The 23,286-nt window shown below is 69.6% G+C and carries 23 protein-coding genes; 14 read left to right on the top strand and 9 right to left on the bottom strand.

Annotation, left to right across the window (positions count from 1 at the left end):
* Nucleotides 1-39 precede the first annotated feature (39 nt).
* Nucleotides 40-672, bottom strand: a complete 633-nt coding sequence (locus tag ABZ717_RS04040) for a TetR/AcrR family transcriptional regulator (protein ID WP_358505229.1) — start codon at nucleotides 670-672, stop codon at nucleotides 40-42.
* 156 nt (nucleotides 673-828) lie between these two features.
* Here ABZ717_RS04040 and ABZ717_RS04035 point away from each other — a divergent pair, with 156 nt between their 5' ends.
* The 4 genes from ABZ717_RS04035 to ABZ717_RS04020 all read left to right on the top strand — a co-directional run bounded on the left by ABZ717_RS04035 (nucleotide 829) and on the right by ABZ717_RS04020 (nucleotide 2,925).
* Entirely contained in the window at nucleotides 829-1,215 is a 387-nt protein-coding gene (locus tag ABZ717_RS04035) for a hypothetical protein (RefSeq protein ID WP_358505226.1), read from the top strand.
* Nucleotides 1,216-1,367: 152 nt separating this feature from the next.
* Nucleotides 1,368-1,730, top strand: a complete 363-nt coding sequence (locus ABZ717_RS04030; RefSeq protein WP_358505223.1) for a GntR family transcriptional regulator — start codon at nucleotides 1,368-1,370, stop codon at nucleotides 1,728-1,730.
* A 209-nt stretch (nucleotides 1,731-1,939) separates the two neighbouring features.
* Complete coding sequence (locus ABZ717_RS04025; protein ID WP_358505221.1) at nucleotides 1,940-2,437, top strand: hypothetical protein; 498 nt, start codon at nucleotides 1,940-1,942, stop codon at nucleotides 2,435-2,437.
* A 71-nt stretch (nucleotides 2,438-2,508) separates the two neighbouring features.
* Nucleotides 2,509-2,925, top strand: a complete 417-nt coding sequence (locus tag ABZ717_RS04020) for a hypothetical protein (protein ID WP_358505219.1) — start codon at nucleotides 2,509-2,511, stop codon at nucleotides 2,923-2,925.
* 74 nt (nucleotides 2,926-2,999) lie between these two features.
* Here ABZ717_RS04020 and ABZ717_RS04015 read toward each other — a convergent pair whose 3' ends face one another.
* From ABZ717_RS04015 to ABZ717_RS04005, 3 genes are all read right to left on the bottom strand, one after another.
* Nucleotides 3,000-3,353 (bottom strand): hypothetical protein, encoded by a 354-nt coding sequence (locus ABZ717_RS04015; RefSeq protein ID WP_358505216.1) that lies wholly within the window; start codon nucleotides 3,351-3,353, stop codon nucleotides 3,000-3,002.
* 168 nt (nucleotides 3,354-3,521) lie between these two features.
* Nucleotides 3,522-4,931 (bottom strand): sigma-70 family RNA polymerase sigma factor, encoded by a 1,410-nt coding sequence (locus ABZ717_RS04010; RefSeq protein WP_358505213.1) that lies wholly within the window; start codon nucleotides 4,929-4,931, stop codon nucleotides 3,522-3,524.
* Between the two features lie 589 nt (nucleotides 4,932-5,520).
* A complete protein-coding gene (locus tag ABZ717_RS04005; protein WP_358505435.1) occupies nucleotides 5,521-6,669 on the bottom strand; it encodes an AMP-binding protein in 1,149 nt (382 codons plus the stop codon).
* A 286-nt stretch (nucleotides 6,670-6,955) separates the two neighbouring features.
* Between ABZ717_RS04005 and ABZ717_RS04000 the strand changes: the two genes are divergently transcribed.
* Both ABZ717_RS04000 and menD read left to right on the top strand, forming a co-directional pair.
* The gene (locus ABZ717_RS04000) at nucleotides 6,956-7,930 is read left to right on the top strand and encodes an o-succinylbenzoate synthase (RefSeq protein ID WP_358505432.1); all 975 of its coding nucleotides are present in this window, start codon (nucleotides 6,956-6,958) and stop codon (nucleotides 7,928-7,930) included.
* A 253-nt stretch (nucleotides 7,931-8,183) separates the two neighbouring features.
* Entirely contained in the window at nucleotides 8,184-9,905 is a 1,722-nt protein-coding gene (gene menD, locus ABZ717_RS03995) for a 2-succinyl-5-enolpyruvyl-6-hydroxy-3-cyclohexene-1-carboxylic-acid synthase (RefSeq protein WP_358505210.1), read from the top strand.
* Nucleotides 9,906-9,971: 66 nt separating this feature from the next.
* On the opposite strand, the gene ABZ717_RS03990 is transcribed toward menD, so the two are convergent.
* Nucleotides 9,972-10,637 carry a Uma2 family endonuclease gene (locus ABZ717_RS03990; RefSeq protein ID WP_358505207.1) on the bottom strand — a complete coding sequence of 222 codons (666 nt, stop codon included), beginning with the start codon at nucleotides 10,635-10,637 and terminating at the stop codon, nucleotides 9,972-9,974.
* A gap of 216 nt (nucleotides 10,638-10,853) precedes the next feature.
* Between ABZ717_RS03990 and ABZ717_RS03985 the strand changes: the two genes are divergently transcribed.
* Together ABZ717_RS03985 and ABZ717_RS03980 are read left to right on the top strand one after the other, a co-directional pair.
* Nucleotides 10,854-11,255 (top strand): NUDIX domain-containing protein, encoded by a 402-nt coding sequence (locus ABZ717_RS03985; RefSeq protein ID WP_358505429.1) that lies wholly within the window; start codon nucleotides 10,854-10,856, stop codon nucleotides 11,253-11,255.
* Nucleotides 11,256-11,696: 441 nt separating this feature from the next.
* Nucleotides 11,697-13,721 (top strand): PhoX family phosphatase, encoded by a 2,025-nt coding sequence (locus ABZ717_RS03980; protein WP_358505204.1) that lies wholly within the window; start codon nucleotides 11,697-11,699, stop codon nucleotides 13,719-13,721.
* A gap of 192 nt (nucleotides 13,722-13,913) precedes the next feature.
* Here ABZ717_RS03980 and ABZ717_RS03975 read toward each other — a convergent pair whose 3' ends face one another.
* On the bottom strand, nucleotides 13,914-15,197 hold the full coding sequence (locus ABZ717_RS03975) for an isochorismate synthase (protein WP_358505202.1): 1,284 nt from the start codon (nucleotides 15,195-15,197) through the stop codon (nucleotides 13,914-13,916).
* A 221-nt stretch (nucleotides 15,198-15,418) separates the two neighbouring features.
* Here ABZ717_RS03975 and ABZ717_RS03970 point away from each other — a divergent pair, with 221 nt between their 5' ends.
* The 6 genes from ABZ717_RS03970 (at nucleotide 15,419) to ABZ717_RS03945 (ending at nucleotide 20,926) form a co-directional block, all read left to right on the top strand.
* Nucleotides 15,419-17,053, top strand: a complete 1,635-nt coding sequence (locus ABZ717_RS03970; RefSeq protein WP_358505199.1) for a family 10 glycosylhydrolase — start codon at nucleotides 15,419-15,421, stop codon at nucleotides 17,051-17,053.
* Between the two features lie 162 nt (nucleotides 17,054-17,215).
* Nucleotides 17,216-17,617 (top strand): TOBE domain-containing protein, encoded by a 402-nt coding sequence (locus ABZ717_RS03965; RefSeq protein WP_358505196.1) that lies wholly within the window; start codon nucleotides 17,216-17,218, stop codon nucleotides 17,615-17,617.
* Entirely contained in the window at nucleotides 17,610-18,461 is an 852-nt protein-coding gene (gene modA / locus ABZ717_RS03960) for a molybdate ABC transporter substrate-binding protein (RefSeq protein WP_358505193.1), read from the top strand. The genes ABZ717_RS03965 and modA overlap by 8 nt, the downstream gene beginning before the upstream one ends.
* Nucleotides 18,458-19,282 (top strand): ABC transporter permease, encoded by an 825-nt coding sequence (locus ABZ717_RS03955; protein ID WP_358505190.1) that lies wholly within the window; start codon nucleotides 18,458-18,460, stop codon nucleotides 19,280-19,282. Before modA ends, ABZ717_RS03955 begins: the two co-directional genes overlap by 4 nt.
* A complete protein-coding gene (locus ABZ717_RS03950) occupies nucleotides 19,282-20,382 on the top strand; it encodes an ABC transporter ATP-binding protein (RefSeq protein WP_358505188.1) in 1,101 nt (366 codons plus the stop codon). The genes ABZ717_RS03955 and ABZ717_RS03950 overlap by 1 nt, the downstream gene beginning before the upstream one ends.
* A gap of 190 nt (nucleotides 20,383-20,572) precedes the next feature.
* A complete protein-coding gene (locus tag ABZ717_RS03945; RefSeq protein ID WP_358505185.1) occupies nucleotides 20,573-20,926 on the top strand; it encodes a DUF3040 domain-containing protein in 354 nt (117 codons plus the stop codon).
* A gap of 252 nt (nucleotides 20,927-21,178) precedes the next feature.
* Here ABZ717_RS03945 and ABZ717_RS03940 read toward each other — a convergent pair whose 3' ends face one another.
* The 3 genes from ABZ717_RS03940 to ABZ717_RS03930 all read right to left on the bottom strand — a co-directional run bounded on the left by ABZ717_RS03940 (nucleotide 21,179) and on the right by ABZ717_RS03930 (nucleotide 22,446).
* Nucleotides 21,179-21,718, bottom strand: a complete 540-nt coding sequence (locus tag ABZ717_RS03940) for a CAP domain-containing protein (protein ID WP_358505182.1) — start codon at nucleotides 21,716-21,718, stop codon at nucleotides 21,179-21,181.
* A 136-nt stretch (nucleotides 21,719-21,854) separates the two neighbouring features.
* On the bottom strand, nucleotides 21,855-22,076 hold the full coding sequence (locus tag ABZ717_RS03935; protein ID WP_358505180.1) for a hypothetical protein: 222 nt from the start codon (nucleotides 22,074-22,076) through the stop codon (nucleotides 21,855-21,857).
* Between the two features lie 100 nt (nucleotides 22,077-22,176).
* Nucleotides 22,177-22,446, bottom strand: coding sequence for a hypothetical protein (locus ABZ717_RS03930; protein WP_358505177.1), 270 nt, complete (start codon nucleotides 22,444-22,446; stop codon nucleotides 22,177-22,179).
* Nucleotides 22,447-23,286: the final 840 nt, after the last annotated feature.

The following is a 23,286-nucleotide window of genomic DNA, read 5'->3' as shown; positions in this document are numbered from 1 at the left end:
GTGACAGTGGCCGTGGGGCAGGGGCGCGAGGCGGATCGGTCAGGAGGCGCCGAGCCCTCGCAGAAGCGCTCGCAGACCGAAGAGGAAGCGGGCCAGGGCCTCGACCTCACCGGGGGAGTCATCGCGGCCCTCGTAGCGCACCTGGTGTCCCACGGAACCCAGACAGTACGCGAGGAGGGAGTCACGCCCCCGGGCCACGTCGTCTCCGGACAATCCGGCCTCCTCCAGGGCCGCGTCCAACATGGCGACGGTGCGCTGCTCGGCCAGGGTCAACGGCGCCCGGTGCATCAGCAGCGACATCGCGCCCGAGTAGGTCAGGAGCCGGGTGCGGTAGGACTCGGCCCACGCCGTGATCCGGCGGTCCCACGACAGGTTCTCGACCCGGTCCGGGTCCTCCTCGGCGATCCCGGCGGCGGGCAGCTCCTCTTCCTCGGGCCCTTGACCCTCGGTCAGGCCGCTCACCACCCGAGCGGTGGTGACATAGGCGGCGATGGCGTTGAACAGCTGTTCCTTGCCCCTGGGGAAGTGATGGTAGATCGCCATGGCCTCCACCTCCAGGGCGTCGCCCAGCCGGCGCATGGACAGGCCGCCCAGGCCACGTCCGGCGATGATGTGCAAGGCCTCCACGATGATGCGCTCGCGGCTGAGCCCTGCGTTGTTCCTACTGACCACGGGTTCCTCCGGGGGCTCGAGGGGATCTACTGAGTAAGGTGACAGGTCGGGTCGGTGAACGCCCGCACCGACCCGCGCCCCGGGTCGCGGGATGATCCTCGTCACCTCTAGAGTTGCGGCGAGACCGCCGATGTTACGCCCGATGGAGAGCGCAAGATGCGAGTTCCCAAGCAGGACAGGACCCAGGCGCGCGAGAGGCTCGCTCGCGACCAGGAGTTGGCCGACCGACTGCCCGAGCTTCTCAAGAGCGTGTCCGAGACCGAGGACGCCCTGGATTCGGCTCATCGGCACAACGCTCCCGTGGAGGAGCTCCGTGACCGCGGATTGGCCCTGGACACCGCGCTCACCGACGCCATGCGCGCGGCCTACGCGCACGAACGCGTCCTCGTCGGCCCCAAGGGGTACGTCGACCGCATCCAGCGTCGCAAGCGCATGGCCCGCCCCGGGGTCAAGCGGGCCACGCAGGTCGCGGAGCGTCTGCTCACCGAACGCGAGGCCCACCGTCTGCACGGCATCCAGCGGGTGCCGCGCCGCGTGGTCTGACCCACGCCCCGCACGGGCCCTTCGCCCCGATCGTGGACGCGGGGCCCGTGCGGCCGCCCCGAGTGGTCGATCGGTGGGCGATAGGTTGGGGTGGCGTGCCCGGTCGAGACCGGGCCGGGAGCAGGCGATCCACGTAGGGAGCGAAAAGGGACATGGCGGATTTCATCCGCATTGATCCGGTGTCGAAGGTACCGCCCTACGAACAGATCAGGGCCTTGGTCGCGATCGCGGCCGCCAACGGTGAACTTCCGGTCGGATACCGGTTGCCGACGGTACGGGCCCTGGCCGGAGAACTCGCGGTCGCCGTCAACACCGTCGCCCGTGCCTACCGCGAGCTGGAGCAGGCCGGAGTGGTGGAGACACGCGGCCGTTCGGGTACCTTCGTGGCGGCGGCCGGCGATGACCAACGCGCCGAAGCGCTCGCCGCGGCACGGGTATATGCCGAGGTCATCACCAGGGTGGGTCTGGACCATGACGAGGCCGTCGAGATCCTGCGGGCGGCCCTGGACGGTTGAGGCGCCCCGATGGGAGACGGCGTCGGCTTCGGTGGAGCCCCCGACGGGCACGACGCATTCCGGGCACTCGTGGTTCCACCGCGTAGTGGTGATGACCATAACCGGACGAAAGCGCTCACACCCCCCTGAACTGCGAAGACAGAGGCTAATCTCGTAGTGGCGCCGTTCCCCTGACGGCGCCGGCAAGAAAAATCCCCCAAGGAGGCCCCATGAACAGGAGATCCGGCGGAGGACGGTCATCGGGAGGACGCTCCGGTGGCGGTCGTTCGGGTGGAGGCCGCTCGGGCGGTGGTCGTTCGGGCGGTGGTCGTTCGGGCGGAAGCCGCTCCTCAGGTGGCTTCAGCGGGCGCCGGGCGGGTGGTTCCTCCCGTTCCGGTGGCGGCTTCAGCTCACGTAGTGGCCGATCGGCCCGTGGCGGAGCCGCGCGCTCCGGTGGCGGTTTCAACTCCCGGAGCGGTCGCCCGGCTCGGCCGGCACGTACCCCCAGGTCCGCCAGACCCTCACGGGCGACCCGGTCCAACCCCGCCTACGTGGTCGCGCCGTCCTCCGGGTACCGGCGCCGCTGGTACGGCGGAAACCGGCACCACTACGACGACGGACACGGTTACGCCCCGCGCCGCCGAGGCGGCGGCATCGCCTCCGCGATCGGCTGCCTGGCGTTCGCCGTGGTGGTGTTGGCCGTGGTCATCGTCTTCGCCGTCCTGTGACCCGCACGGTCCCCGCTCGGCCGTCGGATCCTTCCCCCACCGCACATCACGAGTAGGAACGAGCACCACCCGTGTCGCACCCCCGAACCAACCTTCGTGTTCTGTCCCTGGTCGCCGGCGCCCTGGCCCTGCCGCTGGCACTGAGCGCCTGTTCGGGTGATCGGGCCGAGATCGACGCGGCCTGCGCCGACATCCAGGCCAACATCTCCGCGGTCGACATGGCGGCGTCCAGCATCGAGCAGGACGTCCTCGTCGACGGGGTGTCCTACCAGGATCAGCACGCCGACGAACTGGTCGCCCACCTGGACGACGTCGAACGTCTGGAGGAGGTCGCCCGCGGCGACCAGCGCGATGACGCCACCGAGCGGGCCGACGCCGTCGACGCCATTCTGGCGGAGCTGGACAACGGGGACGAGGCCGGACTGGCGGACGCCCTGGAGTGGACCGCGGAGACGCACGACATGATCCTGCGGGCCTGCGGCTTCTAGGGAGTGGAACAGGGCGGGGCGGGGACCGGCATGGTCCCCGCCCCGCCCGCTCTCACCCCATACCGGCCCGGCCCTCAGCGGCGCAGACCCGCCACCGCGACCAGGTAGAAGCCGATCAGGCCCAGCCACACCACGAGGATGGAGCCGGCGCCACCGGCCACCGCGGCGGCGATGGCCGTGGCCGGAACGCTGATGCCCAGGCACACCAGGGCCAAGACCATCCGCACGGTGTTGGAGGCCACGCCCTTCCGGGACTCCTGCGCGCCCATCTGACGGGCGACATGATGTTCGACGCGCTCCTCGATGGCGTCGTCGACCCGTTCCACCAGGGAAGCGGAGATCGCGTCGTCGTATTCGGGCCCCAGCTCGCGACTCGCGCGTAAGGCGGCGGCGATCTCGTCCTTGTTCCCCCGAGGGTGGTTCGTCATGTTCGCCATGGTCCCACCGCGCACGGGGCCGTGTTAAGACGGGAGGTCGATTCCAGGGGGATCTCGGGGTTCTCCCCGAGATCGTGATCGGCGCGCCGTACAAGGCCCCGCACACACGGACGGGGCCGTCCTCCGAAATGGAGGACGGCCCCGTGTCCGTCGCGATCCCTAGCTGGCGAAGTCCAACAGCTGCTGGGCCCGGCTCGGGTGGCGCAGCTTGGCCAGAGACTGCTTCTCCAGCTGCCGAATGCGCTCGCGGGTCAGTCCCAGGTGTTTGCCGATCTCGTCCAGCGTGCGCGGTCGACCGTCCATCAGCCCGAATCGCAGCGACATGATGGTCGCCTCGCGCGGCTCCAGATCGGACAGGGCGTTGCGCAGCTGGTCGGCCATGAGCTGGCGGTCGACCACCTCGGAGGCCTCCGAGGCGTCCACGTCCTCGATCAGGTCACCGATGCGGGTCTCGCCGTCCTCACCGATGGTCGAGTCGAGGCTGATGGGCTGTCGGGTGACCCGCAGCAGCTCCTCGATCTGGGTCGGGGTCTTGTCGAGCTCGTGACCCAGCTCCTCGGGCGTGGGTTCGCGGCCCAGAGCCTGGTGCATGTCACGCTCCAGCCGGCTCACCTTACTGAGGAGCTCCAGGACATGTACGGGCAGGCGGATGGTGCGCGCGGAGTCGGCGAACCCGCGCTGGATGGCCTGACGAATCCACCACATGGCGTAGGTGGAGAACTTGAAGCCCTTGGTGTAGTCGAACTTCTCCACCGCGCGGATGAGGCCGAGGTTGCCCTCCTGGACCACGTCCAGCAGCGACATCCCCCGGTCACTGTATTTCTTGGCCACCGACACGACCAGACGCAGGTTGGCCTCGAGCATGTGGGACTTGGCCTTGCGGCCGTCCTCGGCCACCCATTCGAGTTCCTCGCGCTCGACGTCGGCCCTGGTGAAGGACTCGTCGATCTCGCCGTGCTGACCGAGCCGGTACTCGGCGTAGAGTCCGGCCTCGACACGCTTGGCCAGGTCCACCTCCTGCTCGGCGGTGAGCAGCTGCCGCCGCCCGATCGCCTTCAGGTAGGTGTGGACCGAGTCGCCCATGGCGGGCGACTGGTCGTCGAGGTCGGCCTCACCGGTCTCCGGGTCGATGGAGGCCTGAGAGGTCTCGGTCTTCTTGGTGCGTCGCGTGGTGCGGGTCTTCCTTCGGGTGGAGGGACCCTTTCGCGCCGCGACCTTGCCGGATGCGGTCTTGGGTGCCTCGTCGGTGTCGGGCACCGTCGCGATGAGAGTGTTTTCCAGCACGTCGTCCTCGGCGTCAGGTTCGGCCACCTTCACGGACTCCTCGCCCCCGTCGGCGAGCCGGACCCCGTGGTCGGTGAGTTCACGCAGGATGGAGCGGCCGTCACTGGAGGTGACTCCGGCCGCGGAGAAAGCGGTACGTAGTTCGGAGAGGGACAGGTGTCCCTGAGCACGTCCCTGGGCGATCAGGTCGGTCAGGGCCGCGCCGGCCTCGGGGGCCGGTTTCGGAGCTGCGCCATCGGGGGCCTGGGCCGAGTGGCCGGAGGCTGCTAGGGCGGTGCTCGTCATAGGGGCACATCCCTCCCTTCCAAGACGTATGGCACGTGGCGGAGGATCACCGCCGACTGGACGCGCCAATATGTCCAACGTGTCGGCGAGTCAAATGTTCCCTGTCTCGATTGGATATCGAGGATGGTGGTATAGATCACCGGGCCATGAGTGGCGGGGGTCGGGCGAGTGCGGGTAGTGGAGACGCCGTCATGTCGGCCTTCGGGAACCCCGAGGCGGGATCGTCCCGACATGGGGGAGGCCGCGCGAACGCGTGCGGATGAGCCGATGGCTGCCGCCAACTGCGGACCTCCTACGGAACGGGGGCCGAAGATCTCGGATACTCGGATAGACGTCGGGGAGCTTTGGGAAGTTCCCCACCTTTTCGGTTCCGATCTGGATCGATCGTGGTCGAAAGGGTGGAAACACCGCGTGCGCTCCCGGAACAACCCGGGCCGGCGGGTGATCGAGGTGCCGGGGACGGCGCCCGCCGCGGCCAGGGTCCCATGGGTTCGGGTACTACCGGTAACGCCGCTGCGTACGGGCCGAATTCCCGCAGCTCCTGGCGCGATGCCGACCGGGACGGAAAACCTCGGTCGGGAGGGCCCGATCAGGACGCGGGGCGGCGCAGCGCCACCAGGTCCGGTTTTCCGGAGGCGAGCATCGGCAGCTTCGCGCGCACGTCCAACTCCCGAGGCGCGGCGTAGGCCGGCAGCCGCTCGCGCACGTGGGAGCGCAGTTCGTCCAGCAGGGGCGGGTCGGCGGGATCGACCGGGACCACGACCGCGCACACCCGTTCGCCCCATTCGGGGTCGGGGCGGCCCACCACCACCGACTCGGCGACCTTCGGATGTTCGCTCAGGATGGTGTTGACCTGGCCGGGGACCACCTTGTGCCCGCCGGTGTTGATCACCTCGTCCACGCGGCCCAACACCTGGAGTCGACCGTCGGGCCCGAACCGCCCCAGGTCGTTGGTGCGCAGTCGTCGCCCGGTGCCGTCGTCGGCCAGGACGCCCGGGTCCACCACCGTCTCCGGGGGCATGCGGTAGCCGGTCAACAGGGTCGGACCGCCCAGCAGGATCCGCCCGGGGGCGCCGTCCTCCTCCGCGTCGACGTGTACCCGGACCCCGTCCAAGGGGACACCGTCGTAGACACACCCGCCGCAGGTCTCGCTCATGCCGTAGGTGGTGATCACGCGACCCCCCGCGGCGTGGGCGCGCTCCAACAGGTCGGGTTCGGCCGCCGCGCCGCCGAGCAGGATCGTGCCGAACAGCGACAGGTCGCCGCCTGCCGCGAGGAGCCGACGCAGCTGGGTGGGGACCAGGGAGACGTGGGGGCGCAGCCTCTCGGCCGCTTCGAGGACACCGTCCACGTCGAAGGGGGCGTGCACGGCACGGGTCCCGGTGACGTAGGCGCGCGTCATCACCTGCACTCCGGAGATGTGTCCGGCCGGCAACACGCACAGCCAGGTATCACCGGGGGCGGCGCCGATTCGGGCCACGGAGGCACGGGCCGACGTCCGCAGCGCGGTCGCGGACAGCTCCACCCCCTTGGGGGCGCCGGTGGAACCCGAGGTGGTGATGACCAACGCCGCGTCCGGTCCCACCGCGACACCGTCGTCGAGGGGGACGACCCCCTCCGGGGCGCGCAGTGACGAGGGGCGCATGGAGACGAGGAGTTCGGTGACACGAGTGTCGGGGGTGCCGTCGGGGATGGGCAGCAGGGCCGGCCCCGTGCCGTCCAAGGCCTCGACGAGCATCGCCTCCAAACGCTCGGGGGACAGACCGCGTACGGCCTGGAGGGGACGTCCGTCCTGCGTGCGAGGGGACGGGGACCGGTGTTCTTCGACTGCTGCCACGGTGCCCCAGGGTAGTCCGGGTTGCGGGGCGGTCCGGATCGTCGGAGTCGGGTCCGTGCCCGTGTTCCTCGGTCCGCCTGACAGAATGCGAAGGATCGACCTGCGGACACCGGGGCCTGCGAACCTCTCCGGTTCGGGTGTGCGCCAAAGATTTCCGTGTGAGGGAGAAGCAGGAGCGGTGAGCTGCGTGATCGATGGGGACGGGACGGTCGGCCAGGTGGGGGAGCCCGTTCGGGGGCGGGCCTTCGCGATCGGTCTGCGCAATCGTTTCCGCGGTATCACCGTACGAGAGGGGCTGCTCGTGCACGGGCCCGCCGGGTGGGGCGAGTTCTCGCCCTTCGCCGAGTACGGGCCGCGCGAGGCCTCCCGTTGGTGGGCGGCCTGCCGTGAGGCGTCCCACCAGGGGTGGCCCGAACCCGTGCGCGACCGGGTCCCGGTCAACGTCACCGTGCCCGCGGTGGACCCCGAACGCGCCGCGGCGATCGTGACCGCGGGAGGGTGCTCCACGGCCAAGGTGAAGGTCGCCGAGAAGGGCCAGGACCTGGGCGAGGACATCGCCCGGGTGGAGGCGGTGCGTTCGGCCATCGGCCCCTCCGGCCGGGTACGGATCGACGCCAACGGTGCCTGGGACGTGGACACCGCCGTTCGGATGGTCCGCGAACTGGACCGCTTCGACCTGGAGTACGTCGAACAGCCCTGCGCCTCCCTTGAGGAACTGGGTGCGGTCCGCCGCAGGGTGGACGTGCCGGTGGCGGCCGACGAGTCCGTCCGTCGAGCCGAGGACCCGTTTCGGGTGCGCGCCGCCGAGGCCGCCGACATCGTTGTGCTCAAGGTCCAACCCCTGGGCGGGGTGCGGGCCGCGCTACGGGTGGCCGAGTCCTGTGGCCTGCCGGTCGTGGTCTCCAGTGCCGTGGAGAGTTCGGTGGGGTTGGCCGCGGGTGTGGCTCTGGCCGCCGCCCTGCCCGAACTGCCCTACGCCTGCGGGCTGGCGACCATGCAGATGCTGACCGCCGACGTCACCACCGACCCCCTCCTGCCGGTCGACGGCTTTTTGCCGGTCCGGCCGGTCACGGTGGACGAGGAAGCGCTTTCCCGGGTGGAGGTCGACGCCTCGGCCTGGCGGGAACGCGCCCGGAACGCGGCCGAGGCGGAGACACCCTGAGAACCTGGAGAGCGCGATTCGCCCCCGTTTCGACCTGTGCTTACCGTCAACGCGCCGGGCGTGGCCGGCCGGATGGGCATGAGATCACAGCCGGGTTCGGTCGCAGGGAGCGCCCGAACGGGGTTCACTGGAAGCGGCCCCGGCGACGCACACGCGCGTGGGAGCGTGGCCGTCACGGATACGGGGCGCCGTGCGATGCGGTCCGGTCGCGCGGTGATACTGGGTCGACACCTCGACGAACGAAAGACTTTGCATGAATCCGTCTACCGCCTTGGCGCGGGTCCTCGTCGACGAACTGGCCCGCTGCGGACTGGCCGAGGCCGTCGTCGCGCCCGGGTCGCGCTCGACCCCTCTGGCGTTGGCGCTGGTCGCGCACCCCGGGATCCGTGTCCACGTGCGCGTGGACGAACGTTCCGCGTCCTTCCTCGCCTTGGGGCTGGCCCGGGCCTCCCGGCGCCCGGTGGCGGTGGTGTGCACCTCCGGCACCGCGGCCGCCAACTTCCACCCGGCGGTGATGGAGGCCGACGAGAGCGGGGTGCCGCTGCTGGTGCTGACCGCCGACCGGCCCCCGGAACTGCGCGGCACCGGCGCCAACCAGACGGTGGACCAGATCGGTCTGTACGGCGGTGCGGTGCGCATGTTCGCCGAGGTCGGAACCCCCGACCACGCGCCGGGCATGGTCGCCTACTGGCGTTCGCTGAGCGGTCGTGCCTGGGCCGCGGCCCAGGGCGGACGCCCCGGACCCGTCCACCTCAACGTAGCCTTCCGCGACCCCCTCACCCCCGATCAGCCCACCGGTGGCGGCCCTGAGTGGACCGAGCCCTTGGACGGACGCGCCGACGGTCGCCCCTGGATCTCACGGCCCGGCCCGCGTACCGAACCCGCGCCCTACGTATTGCCCGACGTCGAACGCGGCGTCATCGTCTGCGGCGACGGCGACTACGACCCGGTGCCGTTCCTGGCGCTGTCGGAACTGACCGGATGGCCGCTGCTGGCCGAACCCACCTCCAACGCCCGCCGCTCGGGCGCGGTCTCCACCTACCGGCAACTGCTGGCCGTGCCGGGTTTCGCCGACGCCCACACCCCCGAACTCGTGGTGAGCGTGGGAAAACCCAACCTTTCCCGGCAGATCCTCGCCTACCTCCGCCGCGCGGAACGGCACGTGGTGGTCACCGCCGCCACGGTCGGTGACCCCGCGGCGAGCATGCTCAACGACTTCTCCGACCCCGCCCGTACCGCCACCGACGTGGTCGCCGCGGTCGCCCCGCCCAACGGACCGAACCGGGACGAGTCGGCGTGCACCGACTGGTCGCGTTCCTGGGAACGCGCCGAGGCCGCCGCCCGCGCGGCCGTCGACGGGGTACTGGACGCCGAGGAGACCCTGACCGAGCCGCGTCTGGCCCGTGACCTCGCCTCGCAGATGAGCGCGGGTTCGCTGTTGTTCGCCGGCTCCAGCATGCCCATCCGCGACCTGGACGCCACCATGCACCCCCGTTGCGGGGTGCGTCTGGTGGGCAACCGGGGCGTGAGCGGCATCGATGGGACGGTGTCCACGGCCATCGGTGCCGCGCTGGCCCATCAGAGCGAGGGGGAGGGGCAAACCTACGCCCTGCTCGGCGACCTGGCGCTGCTGCACGACCAGAACGGGTTGATCATCGGCCCCGGTGAGCCGCGCCCGGACCTGGCGATCGTGGTGGTCAACAACGACGGCGGCGGAATCTTCTCCGGTCTCGAACAGGCCGGCCATCCGGACTTCGAGAGAGTGTTCGGCACCCCGCACGGGGTGTCCATGGAGAGGGTGGCCGCCCTGTCGGACCTGCCCTACACCCGGGTGGAGTGGGCCACCGACCTGCCCAAGGCCCTTCTGGGCGAGAGCCTGCGAATCATCGAGGTGTGCACCGAACGCGCCGGTAGCGCGGCCCTGCGCCGCCGGCTGCAGGACGCCGTCGACACCGCTGTGGCCGGGACGTTCTGACCCGGGTCGGGGCGACGTGACGAAGGGGAGACATCGGAGGTCGATGTCTCCCCTTCGTCACTTGGGTCAACGGTGCAGGATGTCCGTCAGGTCGAACTCCAACTTCACCGGGACGGAGGTCTTGAGGGTTCCCCGGTGGATGGTCGGCCTGCCGTAGCCACCGGAGGGAGAGGCCGGGTCCTTCTCGTACTCGTAGAGCACGGCGTCGTTCCCATCCCGTTCGATCCGCCAGAAGAATCGGACACCGGCACGGGCGTAGAGCTGGGGTTTGCGCTCCCGGTCCCTGATCTCCGATTCCGGGGAGACCACCTCCACCGCCAGTTCGACGACCTCCGGCGGAAACCACGTTTGGTCCAGTTCCCGGAAAGCGTTTGCTCGCACCAGCATCAGATCCGGCTCCGGCCGTTGCCGTTCGTCGAGTTTGACCGAGAACTCTCTCGCCAGACGCAGGTCTCCAGGTGCGTGTGCTTTCAGTGCGTCCCCCAATAGTTCGAGGACGAGCATGTGGAACAGCTTCTGCGGGCTCACCAGCACCAGGTTTCCGTCGATGAGTTCGGTGTGCGGCGGAAGATCCGGGATGCGGTCGAGGTCCTCGGCGGTGAAACCGTCCTGTGGGGGCATGGGGATGACCACGCCGTCGGTGACCTCTGACTCTCGTTGCGGGGAGACTGTCGGAGCGGACACGTGACTGCCTTCGGTGGTCGGATCGTTCTCGTTGCTCACGGTAGCCATCCTCATCACCTTGCCGTGGTGCTTTCGGCGATTTCCCCATCCGGGCCATGGTGCGTTACCGATGGATGTTCCCTGAGGGTGGCACACGGGAAACGGTCCTGCCTACGCACTCGGGTTCCTCATCGAGGACGGCGAACGAAGGAGCCAGGTGTGACCACAGGACAGAACAGCCCACTCCAGGACGAAACACGCCCGGGTCGCCGAGTGGGCGAACGGATGGTCCGGGACAAGGCGTTGTGCTGCGTAGCGCGGGAGGGACACCTGTTGGTGTTCCGGCACGTGGACCACGCCCCGAGGATGTGGGTCTTCAGGTCCCCGCGGGGAGGTTCGGCCGGGGGAGGCCCCCGAGGCGGCGGCGTTGCGCGAGGCCTGAGAGAAGAGACCGGTCTGGACGGGCTGCGCGTGGTGCGCCCGCTCGGCGTGGTGGAGTACGAACTCACCCCTACCGGTTCGAGGTCCAGCGCCGCCATGTCTTCGAACCGGCGGTGGACGGCCCGGTCCCGGAACGTTGGTCCTCGGCCGAGGAGGACGACGGAGTGGGCGAACCCATCAGGTTCGAGTGCTTTTGGGTTCCCCTCTCCGCCGCGCACGTGTGGCGGTCCGGCCAGGGGGCGTTGATCGGGCGGCTCTTCGATTGAGCGGGCCGGCCTCGCCCCGGGCGAACGAGAACGGGCACGGGATGACCCCGGCCGCGAAGCCGGAGTTCCTTTGCGCGGTCGACGGCCCCGACGCCGAGGGCATGGCGGACGAACTCGACGGGATGACCGGATCGTGACCCTGCCCACCTGGGCGAGGCATGTGGACGTGGCGGAACGGGTAGGCGAGGATCACCACGAGGTCCGACCGTGGGTGTTCGTACTACTGCTCTATGTGGGATGACCTCAGCCGTGTAGAGGAGTTGTAGGGGCGTTCACACCGGTTTCACCCGAACGTGTGGAACCTCGGCCAAGGTCGATAACGACCGGCAGGACCCACTGCCCGCACCACTCCGCACCCCCGAGCGGAGCCCCGCAAGCCCCCTCGGGACCGCGGAGCAGTTACCCATTCCGAGGAGAACGCGTGCCCGAATCCGCGCCCCGCCGCCGTCTGTTGCCGCTCATCGGCGGTGTCGGCGGTGGTCGATCCGCGAAGACGTGCCTGTACCGCTGTGGCAACGCCTGCTTCCACCCCGCCCCCAACAAGAGCGAAAACGCCTACTTCGGCGACATCTTCCAGGGCGTACTGTCCCGCCGTTCCGCCCTGAAGGGGGCACTGGTCGGTGCCGGCGCGGGCTCCCTGGGCGTGGCCGCCCTGAGCCCGGCCGCGGCGGACCGCGGACCGAACCGCCCGCATCCCGCGCCGCGCCCCACGTTCAAGACCGTGCTGCCCAACAACCGTGACGAGATCACCGTCCCCGAGGGCTACGACCACCACGTCATAGTCCGCTGGGGCGACCCGGTGCTTCCCGATGCCCCCGAGTTCGACTTCGCGAACCAGACCGCTCAGGCGCAGGCCCGGCAGTTCGGCTACAACTGCGACTACGTCGGTTTCTTCACCCTGGACGACGACCACGGTCTGCTGTGGGTCAACCACGAGTACACCAACGAAGAGATCATGTTCGCCGGGTACACTGACGGTGAGTCGGCCGACCCGGAGTGGATCAAGATCGCGATGGCCGCGCACGGCGGTTCCGTGGTGGAGTTGGAGCGGGTCGACGGCACCGGTCAGTGGAAGCTGATCACCGAGGGCGAGCGTCCCTTCAACCGTCGTATCACCGATCAGACCTCGTTCAGGGTGGCGGGTCCGGCGGCCGGGCACGAGCTGCTGCGCACCGACGCCGACCCCGAGGGCGTGAACGTGCTGGGCATGCTCAACAACTGCGCCGGCGGAATGACGCCCTGGGGCACCGTCCTCAGCGGCGAGGAGAACTTCAACCAGTACTTCGTTGGCGCCCCCGACACCGAGTCCTACGCCCGTTACGGCTTTTCCAGTGACTACTCCGGTCGCCGCTGGGACCGGGTGGACGAGCGCTTCGACCTGGCCGAGCACCCCAACGAGGCCCACCGCTTCGGGTACATCGTGGAGATCGACCCGCACGACCCCGACTCCACCCCGGTCAAGCGCACCATGCTGGGCCGCTTCAAGCACGAGGGCGCCAACGTCAACATCACCGAGGACGGCCGGGTGGCCGCCTACATGGGCGATGACGAGCGCTTCGACTACCTGTACAAGTTCGTCAGCGACAAGAAGTACGTCGAGGGCTCGCACAAGCACAACATGACGCTGCTGGACAGCGGCACGCTCTACGTGGCGCGGCTGGAGGGCAACAGCCCCGCCGAGGAGATCGACGGCACCGGCACGCTGCCCTCCGACGGAGAGTTCGACGGCACCGGCGAGTGGACCGCGCTGTGCACCGACTCCGAGAGCTTCGTCGACGGGTTCTCCGTGGCCGAGGTGCTCATCTTCACCCGCCTGGCCGCGGACAAGGTCGGCGCCACCAAGATGGACCGTCCCGAGGACGTCGAGCCCAGCCCCGTCACCGGCAAGGTGTACTGTGCGCTGACCAACAACACCTCCCGCGAACCGGGTCAGGCCGACGAGCCCAACCCCCGCGGCCCCAACAAGTTCGGTCACGTCCTGGAGATCATCGAGGACGGCGCCGACTCCGCGGCCACCACGTTCACCTGGGTCGTGCCCCTGGTGTGCGGCGACCCGGAGGACGACTCCACGTACTACGCCGGTTTCGACAAGTCCAAGGTCATGGCGATCTCGGCCCCCGACAACCTGGCGTTCGACAAGCACGGAAACCTGTGGATCTCCACCGATGGTCAGCCGGGCACCCTGCAGACCAACGACGCCCTGCACGTGATGCCGGTCGAGGGTCGCTTCCGCGGTGAGCTGCGGACCTTCGCCACCGTCCCGGTCGAGGCCGAGACCTGTGGTCCGCTCATCTCCCAGGACCAGAAGACGGTGTTCCTCGCCCCGCAACACCCGGGTGAGAACGGCACCGTCGAGGAGCCCACCAGTGTCTGGCCCGACGGCGACTTCCCGCGCCCGTCGGTGGTGTGCGCCTGGCACAAGGGCGGCCGCGACGTCGGTAACTGACACCCGCCCGAGCACCCGAAACGGCTGTGCCGAAGGCGTCCGTTGAGGGTGGTGGCGGGCGACGGGTGGGACGAAGCGTTAGGGCGTGTTCCGCGAACACCTACCCTGCTGCGCGGCGCCCCAGCGGCGGTGCGTAACCGACACCGACCACCGGCCCCGGTCTCTCCGTCGTGGGGGAGGACCGGGGCCGGTTCACGTCCCAGGGTCGGTGAGGGCCTCGCGCATCACACGGAACTTGGCCTCGGTCTCGGCGAGTTCGGACTCGGGGTCGGACCCGGCGACGATCCCACCGCCCGCGTACAGGCGTGCGCTCGCCCCGTCCACGCGTGCGCTGCGCAGGGCGATGCCCCACTCGGCGTTGCCCGTTCCGTCCAGCCAGCCCACGGGGCCTGCGTATCCGCCACGATCCATGCCCTCGGTCCGGGCGATCAGCCGCATGGCGGCCTCGGTGGGGGTACCGCCCACGGCGGCGGTCGGGTGCAGCGCCGCCACGGCGTCCAGGGCCGACACCCCGGGCGCCAGACGCGCGTGGGCACTGGTGGCCAGGTGCTGGACGTTGGCGAGCTTGAGAAGGTGCGGCCGGTCCGGGACGGTGAGTTCCTGGGTGAGCGGCTCCATGGAGGCGCGCAGTGAGTCCACGGCGAAGGCGTGTTCCTCCACGTCCTTGGCGGAGGTCATCATCTCCTGACCCAGACGCAGGTCGGATCCCTCGTCATCTCCGCGCGGGCGGGTACCGGCCAGCACCAGGGAATCGAACTCACTACCCTCCACCCGCAGCAGGAGTTCGGGGGTCGCCCCGACCATGCCGTCGACGGAGAAGGTGAAGCAGTCGGGGAAGCGGGCGTGCAGGCGCTTCAGCAGCATGCGCACGTCCAAGGGCGCTTCGGCCTCGGCGTGGGCGTCGCGGGCCAGGACGGCCTTTTCGAGTTCGCCGGCCTTGATGCGCGTGACCGTCGAGGTGATCACGTCCTTCCACCGTTGCGGGGTGAGGGACCCGGGTCTCCATTTCAGGGAGCCCACGGGGCGTGGTTCGGTGACCGTGCGCAGTGTTTGCTCGGGGTGTTCGCCCGGCTCGTCGCCGATGGTGGTCAACCAGGTGCGGTCACCGCGTCTGCCGATGAGCACTCTGGGCACCACGAGCGCCGAACCGGCGGAGGTGGGCGCGAAGGTGAACGTGCCGAAGGTGACCGCGCCGGTGCCGGGCAGCCCCACCTCGTCCTCGACCCGGGCGTTGTCCAGTAGGTCGGCGAACCATCGGGCCGCCTGCCCGATGCGGGAGTTGTCGGTGGGGGCGGTGCCCTCGGGGGCGACCTCGGGTTCGAAGCGTGCCGCCCGACCCCACGCGACGAGGCCGTCGTCTCCGTTCAACCAGGCCAGTGGTGTCCCCTCCGGCAGCCGGTCGATCAGGTCGCCGACGTGGTCGCGCAACGGGACGGTATGGACGAAGAGTTCGGGTGGGCTCTGCACTGCGTTCACGGGACCCGAGTCTAGAACCTCGCCCGGGGAGCGGGCACGTCCGGGCGTCCGTCCTCGGGGTGCTCCATTGACCTGGGACGACATTCCCGTGGTACGTCCTGTGCGATGTTATCCACACATTGGCCGAATCGTATCCGAAACTTGACATCTTGCCCTAATCTGGGTCCCGGCGTGGCGCCAGGCCGAACGGCGACGCGCGGACATCCCCGAAGGAGAACTTGATGCGATCCATGGCACGGGCCCTGACCAAGCCGCGCGCCGGGGGACGGTGGGCGGCGATCGCGGCCACGGCCACCGTGCTGCTGGCGGGCTGCTCCGCCAACGGCCAGGGCCCCTCCTCCGACGATGCCCCCGAGCCGGGCGGCGAGGGCATCGCGGCCCCCGTCTCCTGCCAGGCCCACGACGACAAGCGTCAGATGCGCGGAGCGTGGCTGACCACCGTGCGCAACATCGACTGGCCCTCCGAGCCCGGCCTGTCGGCCGAGGAACAAAAGGCCGAACTGGACGCCTGGCTCGACGACTCGGTGGAGATGGGCCTCAACGCCGTCTTCCTGCACGCCCGCCCCACCGCCGACGCCGTCTACGACTCCGAACTGGAGCCGTGGGCCCGCTACCTCACCGGTGAACAGGGCGGCGACCCCGGCTACGACCCGCTGGAATACGCGGTCGAGGAGGCGCACGAGCGCGGTCTGGAGCTGCACGCCTGGTTCAACCCCTACCGCGTGGGCCTGCAGGACCCGGACGTGGAGAACCTCGCCGACGACCACCCGGTCAAGCAGAACCCCGAGTGGCTGGTGGACTTCGGCACCGAGGCCTACGTCGACCCGGGCAACCCCGAGGTCCGCGAGTGGGTCACCGAGGTCATCATGGACGTCGTCGACCGCTACGACGTCGACGGCATGCACTTCGACGACTTCTTCTACCCCTATCCGCAGGAGGGCGCGACCTTCGACGACGACGCCAGCTGGGAGGCCCACGGGGGCGACTTCGACGACCGTGGGGACTGGCGGCGCGACAACGTCGACCAGCTCATGCGGGACGTGCACGGAAGGATCCAGGAGAGCAAGCCCTGGGTGAGCTTCGGTGTCTCCCCGTTCGGCATCTGGCGCAACGACAGCACCGACTCCTCCGGCTCGCCCAGCTCCGGACTGCAGTCCTACGACGCCCAGTACGCCGACACCCGCACCTGGATCGAGGAGGGCACCGTCGACTACATCGCCCCCCAGCTCTACTGGGAGCGCGGCTTCGAGACCGCCGACTACGAGGCGATGACCGACTGGTGGTCGAACGAGGTCGAGGGCACCGACGTCGACCTGTACGTCGGCCAGGGCGCCTACCGGTTGGGTGAGGACGGTTGGACCGGCGACGACGCCCTGAGCAACCAACTCGATTACTCCGGTGAACTCGACGAGGTCTCCGGTGACATCTACTTCTCCATCAAGAACCTGCGCGAGAACGGCGACGTGGTCGACCACCTGCTCGACGGCCACTACGCCAACGCCGCCCTGCCACCGGTGATCGAGAACCCCGAGGGCGATGAGCCCCTGGTCGGCGCGGTCGACGACGTGACCGCGCAGAACGTCGATCGCGGCGTCGAGGTGGAGTGGGGCGAGATCGAGGACGCCCGCTTCTACGCCCTGTACCGACTGTCGGCCGAGGCCGTCCAGGCTCTGGAGTCCGGGGATGAGGACGCCTACTGCACGGCGCTGACCGCGGACAACCTGGTCGGCATGACCGGTGGGTCGACCCTGACCGACACCGATCCCATGGAGGACGGTGCCGGTTACGTGGTCACCGCGCTGGACGACTACCGTGCCGAGGGCCCGGTCGGCGAGGTCGCCGACGTGCGCAGCTGATCCGGTCGTCGGAACACACGACGGGCCCGTTCCCCTTCCGGGGGACGGGCCCCTCTCATGTGCGCGGAATCGGTTCATGCCCCAGAAGAACGAGTGAAAAGTTATGATCTGCTAGCGGAATCTCCATTTCGCCCTTGCTTATGCGACTAGTAGGTTCTTCGTATGCCCACCTTCCAGATCAGTGAGGCCGCCGAGCTTCTCGGGGTCAGCGCCGACACCGTCCGACGTTGGGTCGACTCGGGGAAACTGGCCGCCGAACGCGACGCCACCGGACGCCGCAACCTCGACGGGGCCGAACTCGCCTCCTTCATGCGGGCCGGCGCCGATGATGACCCCGGCCGTCGCGTCTCCTCCGCCCGCAACCGCTTCCGGGGACTGGTGACCAGTGTGGTCCGCGACCAGGTGATGGCCGCCGTCGAACTCCAGGCCGGACCGCACCGGGTGGTCTCCCTGATGAGCCGTGAGGCCGCCGACGAACTCGGCCTGGAGGTCGGGAGCGTGGCCACCGCCGTCGTCAAGTCCACCAACGTCGTCGTCGAGACCAGCGGAGAACACCATGCGTGAGTCCACCACCCGCGCCCCCCGTGCGAGGCGTGTCGCCCAAGGGCCGACCGCGGCCACGTTCGCACTCGTCCTGGCACTGACCGCCTGCTCGGGTGGGACCACCGACACCGACGAAGGGGCCGGGGGAGGGGCCGACGGCGCCGCCCCCGGTGGTGAACTCACCGTCTTCGCCGCCGCGTCCCTCATCGACGTGTTCGAGGAGATCGCCGCCTCCTTCGAGAAGGAGAATCCGAGGGTGGAGGTCACCTTCAACTTCGCCGGTAGCAGCGAGCTCGCCCAACAGATCGACTCCGGCGCACCCGCCGACGTGTTCGCCGCCGCCAACACCGACACGATGGACCAGGTCGTGGCCGGCGAGGGCCTGGACGCCGACTGGGCCGCCGAGAACGGTGAGGGTGGTCGGATCTTCGCCACCAACAACCTGCGGATCGCCGTGCCGCCGGACAACCCCGCCGACGTCGAGAGCCTTGACGACCTGGCCGAGGACGACGTCGACGTGGCCTTCTGTTCGGAGGAGGTGCCCTGTGGTTCCGCCACCGCGACCGCGCTGGAGGCCGCCGACCTGGACATCACCCCGGTCACCCTCGAAGAGGACGTGCGGGCCGTCCTGACCAAGGTCGAACTGGGGGAGGTGGACGCCGGTCTGGTCTACGCCACCGACGTCATCTCCGCCGGGGACCGCGTGCGAGGCCTGGACTTTCCCGAGTCCGAGGAGGCGATCAACGACTATCCGATCGGTGTTCTCTCCGCCTCGGGCGACCCCGACCTGGCCGCCGTCTGGGTCGACTTCGTCACCACCGAGGGTGCCCCCGTCCTGCGGGACGCGGGGTTCGGCACGCCATGACCGCCCTCACGCCCCGCCCCGACCGGCGCGCCCCGCGCACCCGGTCGGGGCGGGTGCCCTGGATCCTTGTCCTTCCTGCCCTGACCGGCCTGGCGTTCCTGATCCTGCCCTTCGCCGGGCTGCTCGTGCGCGCGCCCTGGTCTACCATGGTCCGGCGCGTCACCGAGCCCGAGGTACTGGCCGCCCTGTGGCTGTCGCTGTCCACCGCCACGGTGGCCACCCTCGTCTCCCTGATCTTCGGCGTCCCGTTGGCCTGGCTGCTGGCGCGCACAGAGTTTCCGGGCCGTCGCTTCGCGCGCGCACTGGTCACCATCCCCCTGGTCATCCCACCGGTGGTCGGAGGTGTGGCCCTGCTTCTCGTCCTGGGCCGCAACGGGCTGGTCGGACGATACCTGGACGCCTGGTTCGGACTCACCCTGCCCTTCACCCCCGCCGCCGTGGTCATCGCCCAGGTGTTCGTGGCCATGCCCTTCCTGGTGATCAGTGTCGAAGGGGCGTTGCGCGGCGCCGACCGACGCTATGAGGAGGCCGCCGCCACCCTGGGTGCGAGCCGCGTCACCGTCTTCACCCGTGTCACCCTGCCCATGGTGCTGCCGGGCATCGGCGCGGGCGCGATCCTGTGCTGGGCGCGCGCCCTGGGCGAGTTCGGTGCCACCATCACCTTCGCCGGGAACTTCCCCGGAACCACCCAGACCATGCCGCTGGCCGTCTACATGGCCATGCAACGCGATCCCGAGGCCGCCATCGTGCTCAGTCTGGTCCTGCTCCTGGTCTCCCTGGCCGTCCTGGCCACCCTGCGCGAGAGGTGGGTGAACTCCTGATGGCCGCCCCGGTCACCCGCACCCCGACCGAACCCGATCCCGTTCCGCGTCCGGGCCTGGACGCCGACCTGCGACTGACCCGAGGTTCGTTCGACCTGGACGTCCACCTCTCCTGCCCGCCCGGACGCGTCCTGGCGCTGTTGGGACCCAACGGGGCGGGGAAGTCCTCGGCCCTGCGCGCCCTGGCCGGTCTGGTCTCGCTCACCGGCGGGCACATCCGCCTGAACGGCGACGACCACACCGCCACGGCCGTCGAACACCGCCCCATCGGCATGGTCTTCCAGGACTACCTGCTGTTCCCGCACATGAGCGCTCTCGACAACGTCGCCTTCGGGCCGCGTTGCCAGGGCGTGGGGCGCGTCGAGGCCCGCGAACACGCTCGCGCGCTGCTGGAGCACATGGACCTGGCCGACCACATCGCTTCCCGACCCCGGCGACTGTCCGGTGGCCAGTCCCAACGGGTCGCCCTGGCCCGTGCCCTGGCGGTGCGTCCCGGCATGCTGCTGATGGACGAACCCATGGCCGCCTTGGACGCCAGCACCCGGGTGGCGGTGCGCTCACGCCTGAGGCGCCTGCTGGAGGAGTTCGAGGGGGTGACGGTCCTGGTCACCCACGACCCGCTCGACGCCATGGTGCTGGCCGATCACATCGCCGTCATCGAGGAGGGCCGGTTGGTGCAGGAGGGCACTCCGGCCGAGGTGGCGCGCCGCCCCCGCACCACATACGTCGCCCGACTGGTGGGGCTCAACCTGTTCCGGGGCCGGGCGCGGGAGAGCACCGTCACCCTGGACACGGACGGTGGGGGAGAACCTCCCAGGGTGGAGACCCGTGAGGCGCGCCACGGGCCCGTCCTGGTGGCCTTTCCGCCGCGCTCTGTGGCCCTGTACCAGGAGCACCCGCACGGCAGCCCGCGCAACATGTGGCGGCTACGGGTGGAGGGGATCGAACGATTCGGCGACCAGGTGCGGGTGCACCTGGAGGGCAGGCTGTCCCTGGCGGCCGACATCACCCCGGCGGCCCTGGCCGAACTCGGGCTCGCCCGGGGCGAAGAGGTCTGGGCCGGCGTCAAGGCCACCGAGGTCGAGTGCTACCCCGGTTGAGGACCTCCTTCCCCGTCGGTCCAGGACCTATGACCCTCGCGGGAACGGGCCTCTCGCCCCGATTTCACGAATCGGATGAAAAGGGACCAGGAAAATCCTGTGGACGCTTGGATAAGGGCGGCCCGCCTGGGGGAGACTGTTAGCACCCGGCGACGACACAGTCCTTCCCCCGGCGGCTGAGGAGGGTGCCATGTCCCTGAGAGAACACGAACGCAGGATTCTCGCCGAGATCGAGAAACAACTCAGCGAGGACGCTCCGGAGCTGGCCGGCCGTCTTGAGGCCTTCGGAACCGAGGACCCGGACGTCCCGGCCGACCCGGGGTTACAGAGCTGGCGACCATGGGTGGCTTGTGCCCTGATCGCGGCGGTCACCGCGGGGCTCTTGGTGCTGTTGTTCGTTCTGACACCGAGCGCCCCACAACCGGAGCAGCCACGATCCACCGGAACCTCGCAGAACAGCGAGGGCACCGATACCGTGTCGGACCCGGTCCCAGAGGGGGAGACCGTGGACGAACCGGCCGAGCCCGCCGACCCGGTCGGGTAGCGTCTCGGGTCCCACGCCCGCCGAGGCTCGCCGAACGGACCCGGCGTCGCGCTCGGGGCACCGTGTGCCGGAGCGGGGCCCTTCGGGCGACCACGGCAGGAACCGGCCGGCTCTCGAACGTAGGGGGAAGGTCCCGTCGGTCGACGGAACCTTCCCCCACGCGTGTCGGCTTCAGAGTGTCGGTGAACCCGACCGCGAACGGAAGACGCGGTGTGTGCGGGCGCAACGGCCGTTCCGTGGCAGGAGGCGGCCTCAGGGGCCGAAGCCGAAGACCTGGGTCCAGTAGACGCCGTCCTCGGCGGTGACCACTCCGACACCGGTGTCCACCGAGTCGCAGTTCATGATCACCTCTCGGTGCCCCGGGCTTTCGATCCAGGTCCGCACCGTCTCCGCGGCCGTGTCGTAGCCGGCTGCGGTGACCTCGCCCGAGGGCCGGTCGTAACCCGCCGCCTTGGCCCGTTCGGTGAAGGAGCGGCCTTGGGAACCGACGTGGGTGACCGTGCCTTGTCGGGCCATGTGCCGACTGTGTTCGAGAGCGACCCGAGCGAGGCGTTCGTCGACCTCGACCGGATCGCAGCCGCCTCGGGCCCTCTCCTGGTTCACCAGGTGCACGGTCTCCTCCTCGGCCTCGGACCACGCCTGCGTCGACGAGGCTTCGAGCCAGGTCGGCGGCCATTCGCCGGTGACGCCGGGTTGGGCGACCGGGAGCGTGGCACCCGGGTTCGTGCCGGTCGTGTCGGGGTGTGCTCCGCCCGTCACACCCGCGCAGCACAACGTCAGAGCCGTTCCCATGAGTATGGGTTTCCAATGGTGGCGCATCTCTTCCTTCCGCTCACCGTTCGTGCGATCAGCCGTGTGCGCGGTCGGGCTCCTGGCTCGGACACATGTGGGCGGGCAGTCGATGACTGCCCGCCCTGGCCGTGATGGTTCATTCGGCCATGCTGTTGACCCGGTCCACCGCTGCGCCCTCAGGCCCAGCGGTGTAGGTCACACGTTCGTAGCTCACGTTTCCGTCATCGCTCACGTGACTGCGAACCACGCTCAGGGTGGCGCCCTCCGGCCCCGCGGCGCTGGAGTCGTGCTGGAAACCCGCGTCGGCCATCGCCAGTGAGGGCGCGCCCACCGTCAAGCCGAGTGTCGCGATACCCACGCACAGCGCTCCTCTTACTGAGGGCATTGGTGCTACCTCTTCCTCCGGTGCGTGGCCGGGCGCGGCGGTTCGGGACGCGCCGCGCCCGGCAGGGTCAGAGTCAGTTGGCCGCACTCGTGATGTTGTGGCTGGCGGCGCCCTTGAAGCCGGCGGCGCTGGAGTCGTGCTCGTAGTAGGAGCCACCGCCGTGCTTGTGGTCACCGTCCACAGCCACGGCCTTCACGCTGTTGCTGGTGGCGCCCTTGAAGCCGGCGGCGGTCGACTCGGCGGAGAAGTAACTGTCCGCCATCGCGGCGGCGGGAGCACCGAAGGCCAGGGTCGGAGCGACGACAGCGGCGAAGGCGATACGAGCGACAGTCTTGCGGTTCATGCTTTGCCCTTCCCATGTGGACCGACACCCTGCCGGTCCGGGCGCCTGCTCCGTCGACCCTCGGTCGGCGAAGCCCTTTCGGCGCCACAGGTTGGAATTCCCGAACACCCCTGCCGATAACGTTATGTAATTATAGAGTTGCACAAAGTAATAATAACTCTCTCTGGAGTAATCCCGTCCTCCTTCTTGCGCGTCGAAGGGGCGACAGTGGTGTGGGGGATGAACTCGTCCTCGTAGCCGAAAAAGCCCGACTCGGACACGGCTCTGATGGTCGAGGGCGGGCACATATGGGGCTCCCGTACCGCCCGGCCGTTCGAAACGGGCACTCTCGTCCCTGGTCGGTCGGCGGGTTCGAGGGCCGAGCCTGTTCCGGGCGAACAACGAATCCACGCCACGCCCTTGTGCTCGTCCTTGCCCGCCCGAGCACGGAGGGATTCTCGTGGACCCGTGTAGGAGGTTGCGAAGTGCGTGGTGGTGTCGGCCGGCCGGTAGGTGGCCACGGGAGGGGGGAACTCGTCGCGGTCCGATTCCGTCAGCGACCGAAGGCTCCAGACGAGTCGGCCCGGAGGAACCGAAGCCCGCTGACCCTGGGTGCAGAGGGGGCCGTCGCCGGACTCGGGGGCGGCCCCGCGCGTGCTCGCCCGACTCGGACAGGTCCTGGCCTCGCGGCCAAGGCATCGGGGCGACGCATTGTGGACCCGCGCCCTTCCGTCACCCGGCCAGGCCCCTGGGCCGACGGTCGGCGCGGACACGTTCGTCCCGGTCGCCGGGTCCCGCCGCGACCTGGTGTGGGGAGATGGGCAGGTCAGCCGTTCCCATGGGGCCGCTCCCCGGTCGATG

This window comes from Nocardiopsis sp. NPDC006832, assembly GCF_040635885.1.
In the GTDB taxonomy this organism is placed as follows: Bacteria; Actinomycetota; Actinomycetes; order Streptosporangiales; family Streptosporangiaceae; genus Nocardiopsis.
Note: the sequence above shows the minus strand (reverse complement) of the source record. Positions and strands in the feature narration are given on the sequence as shown.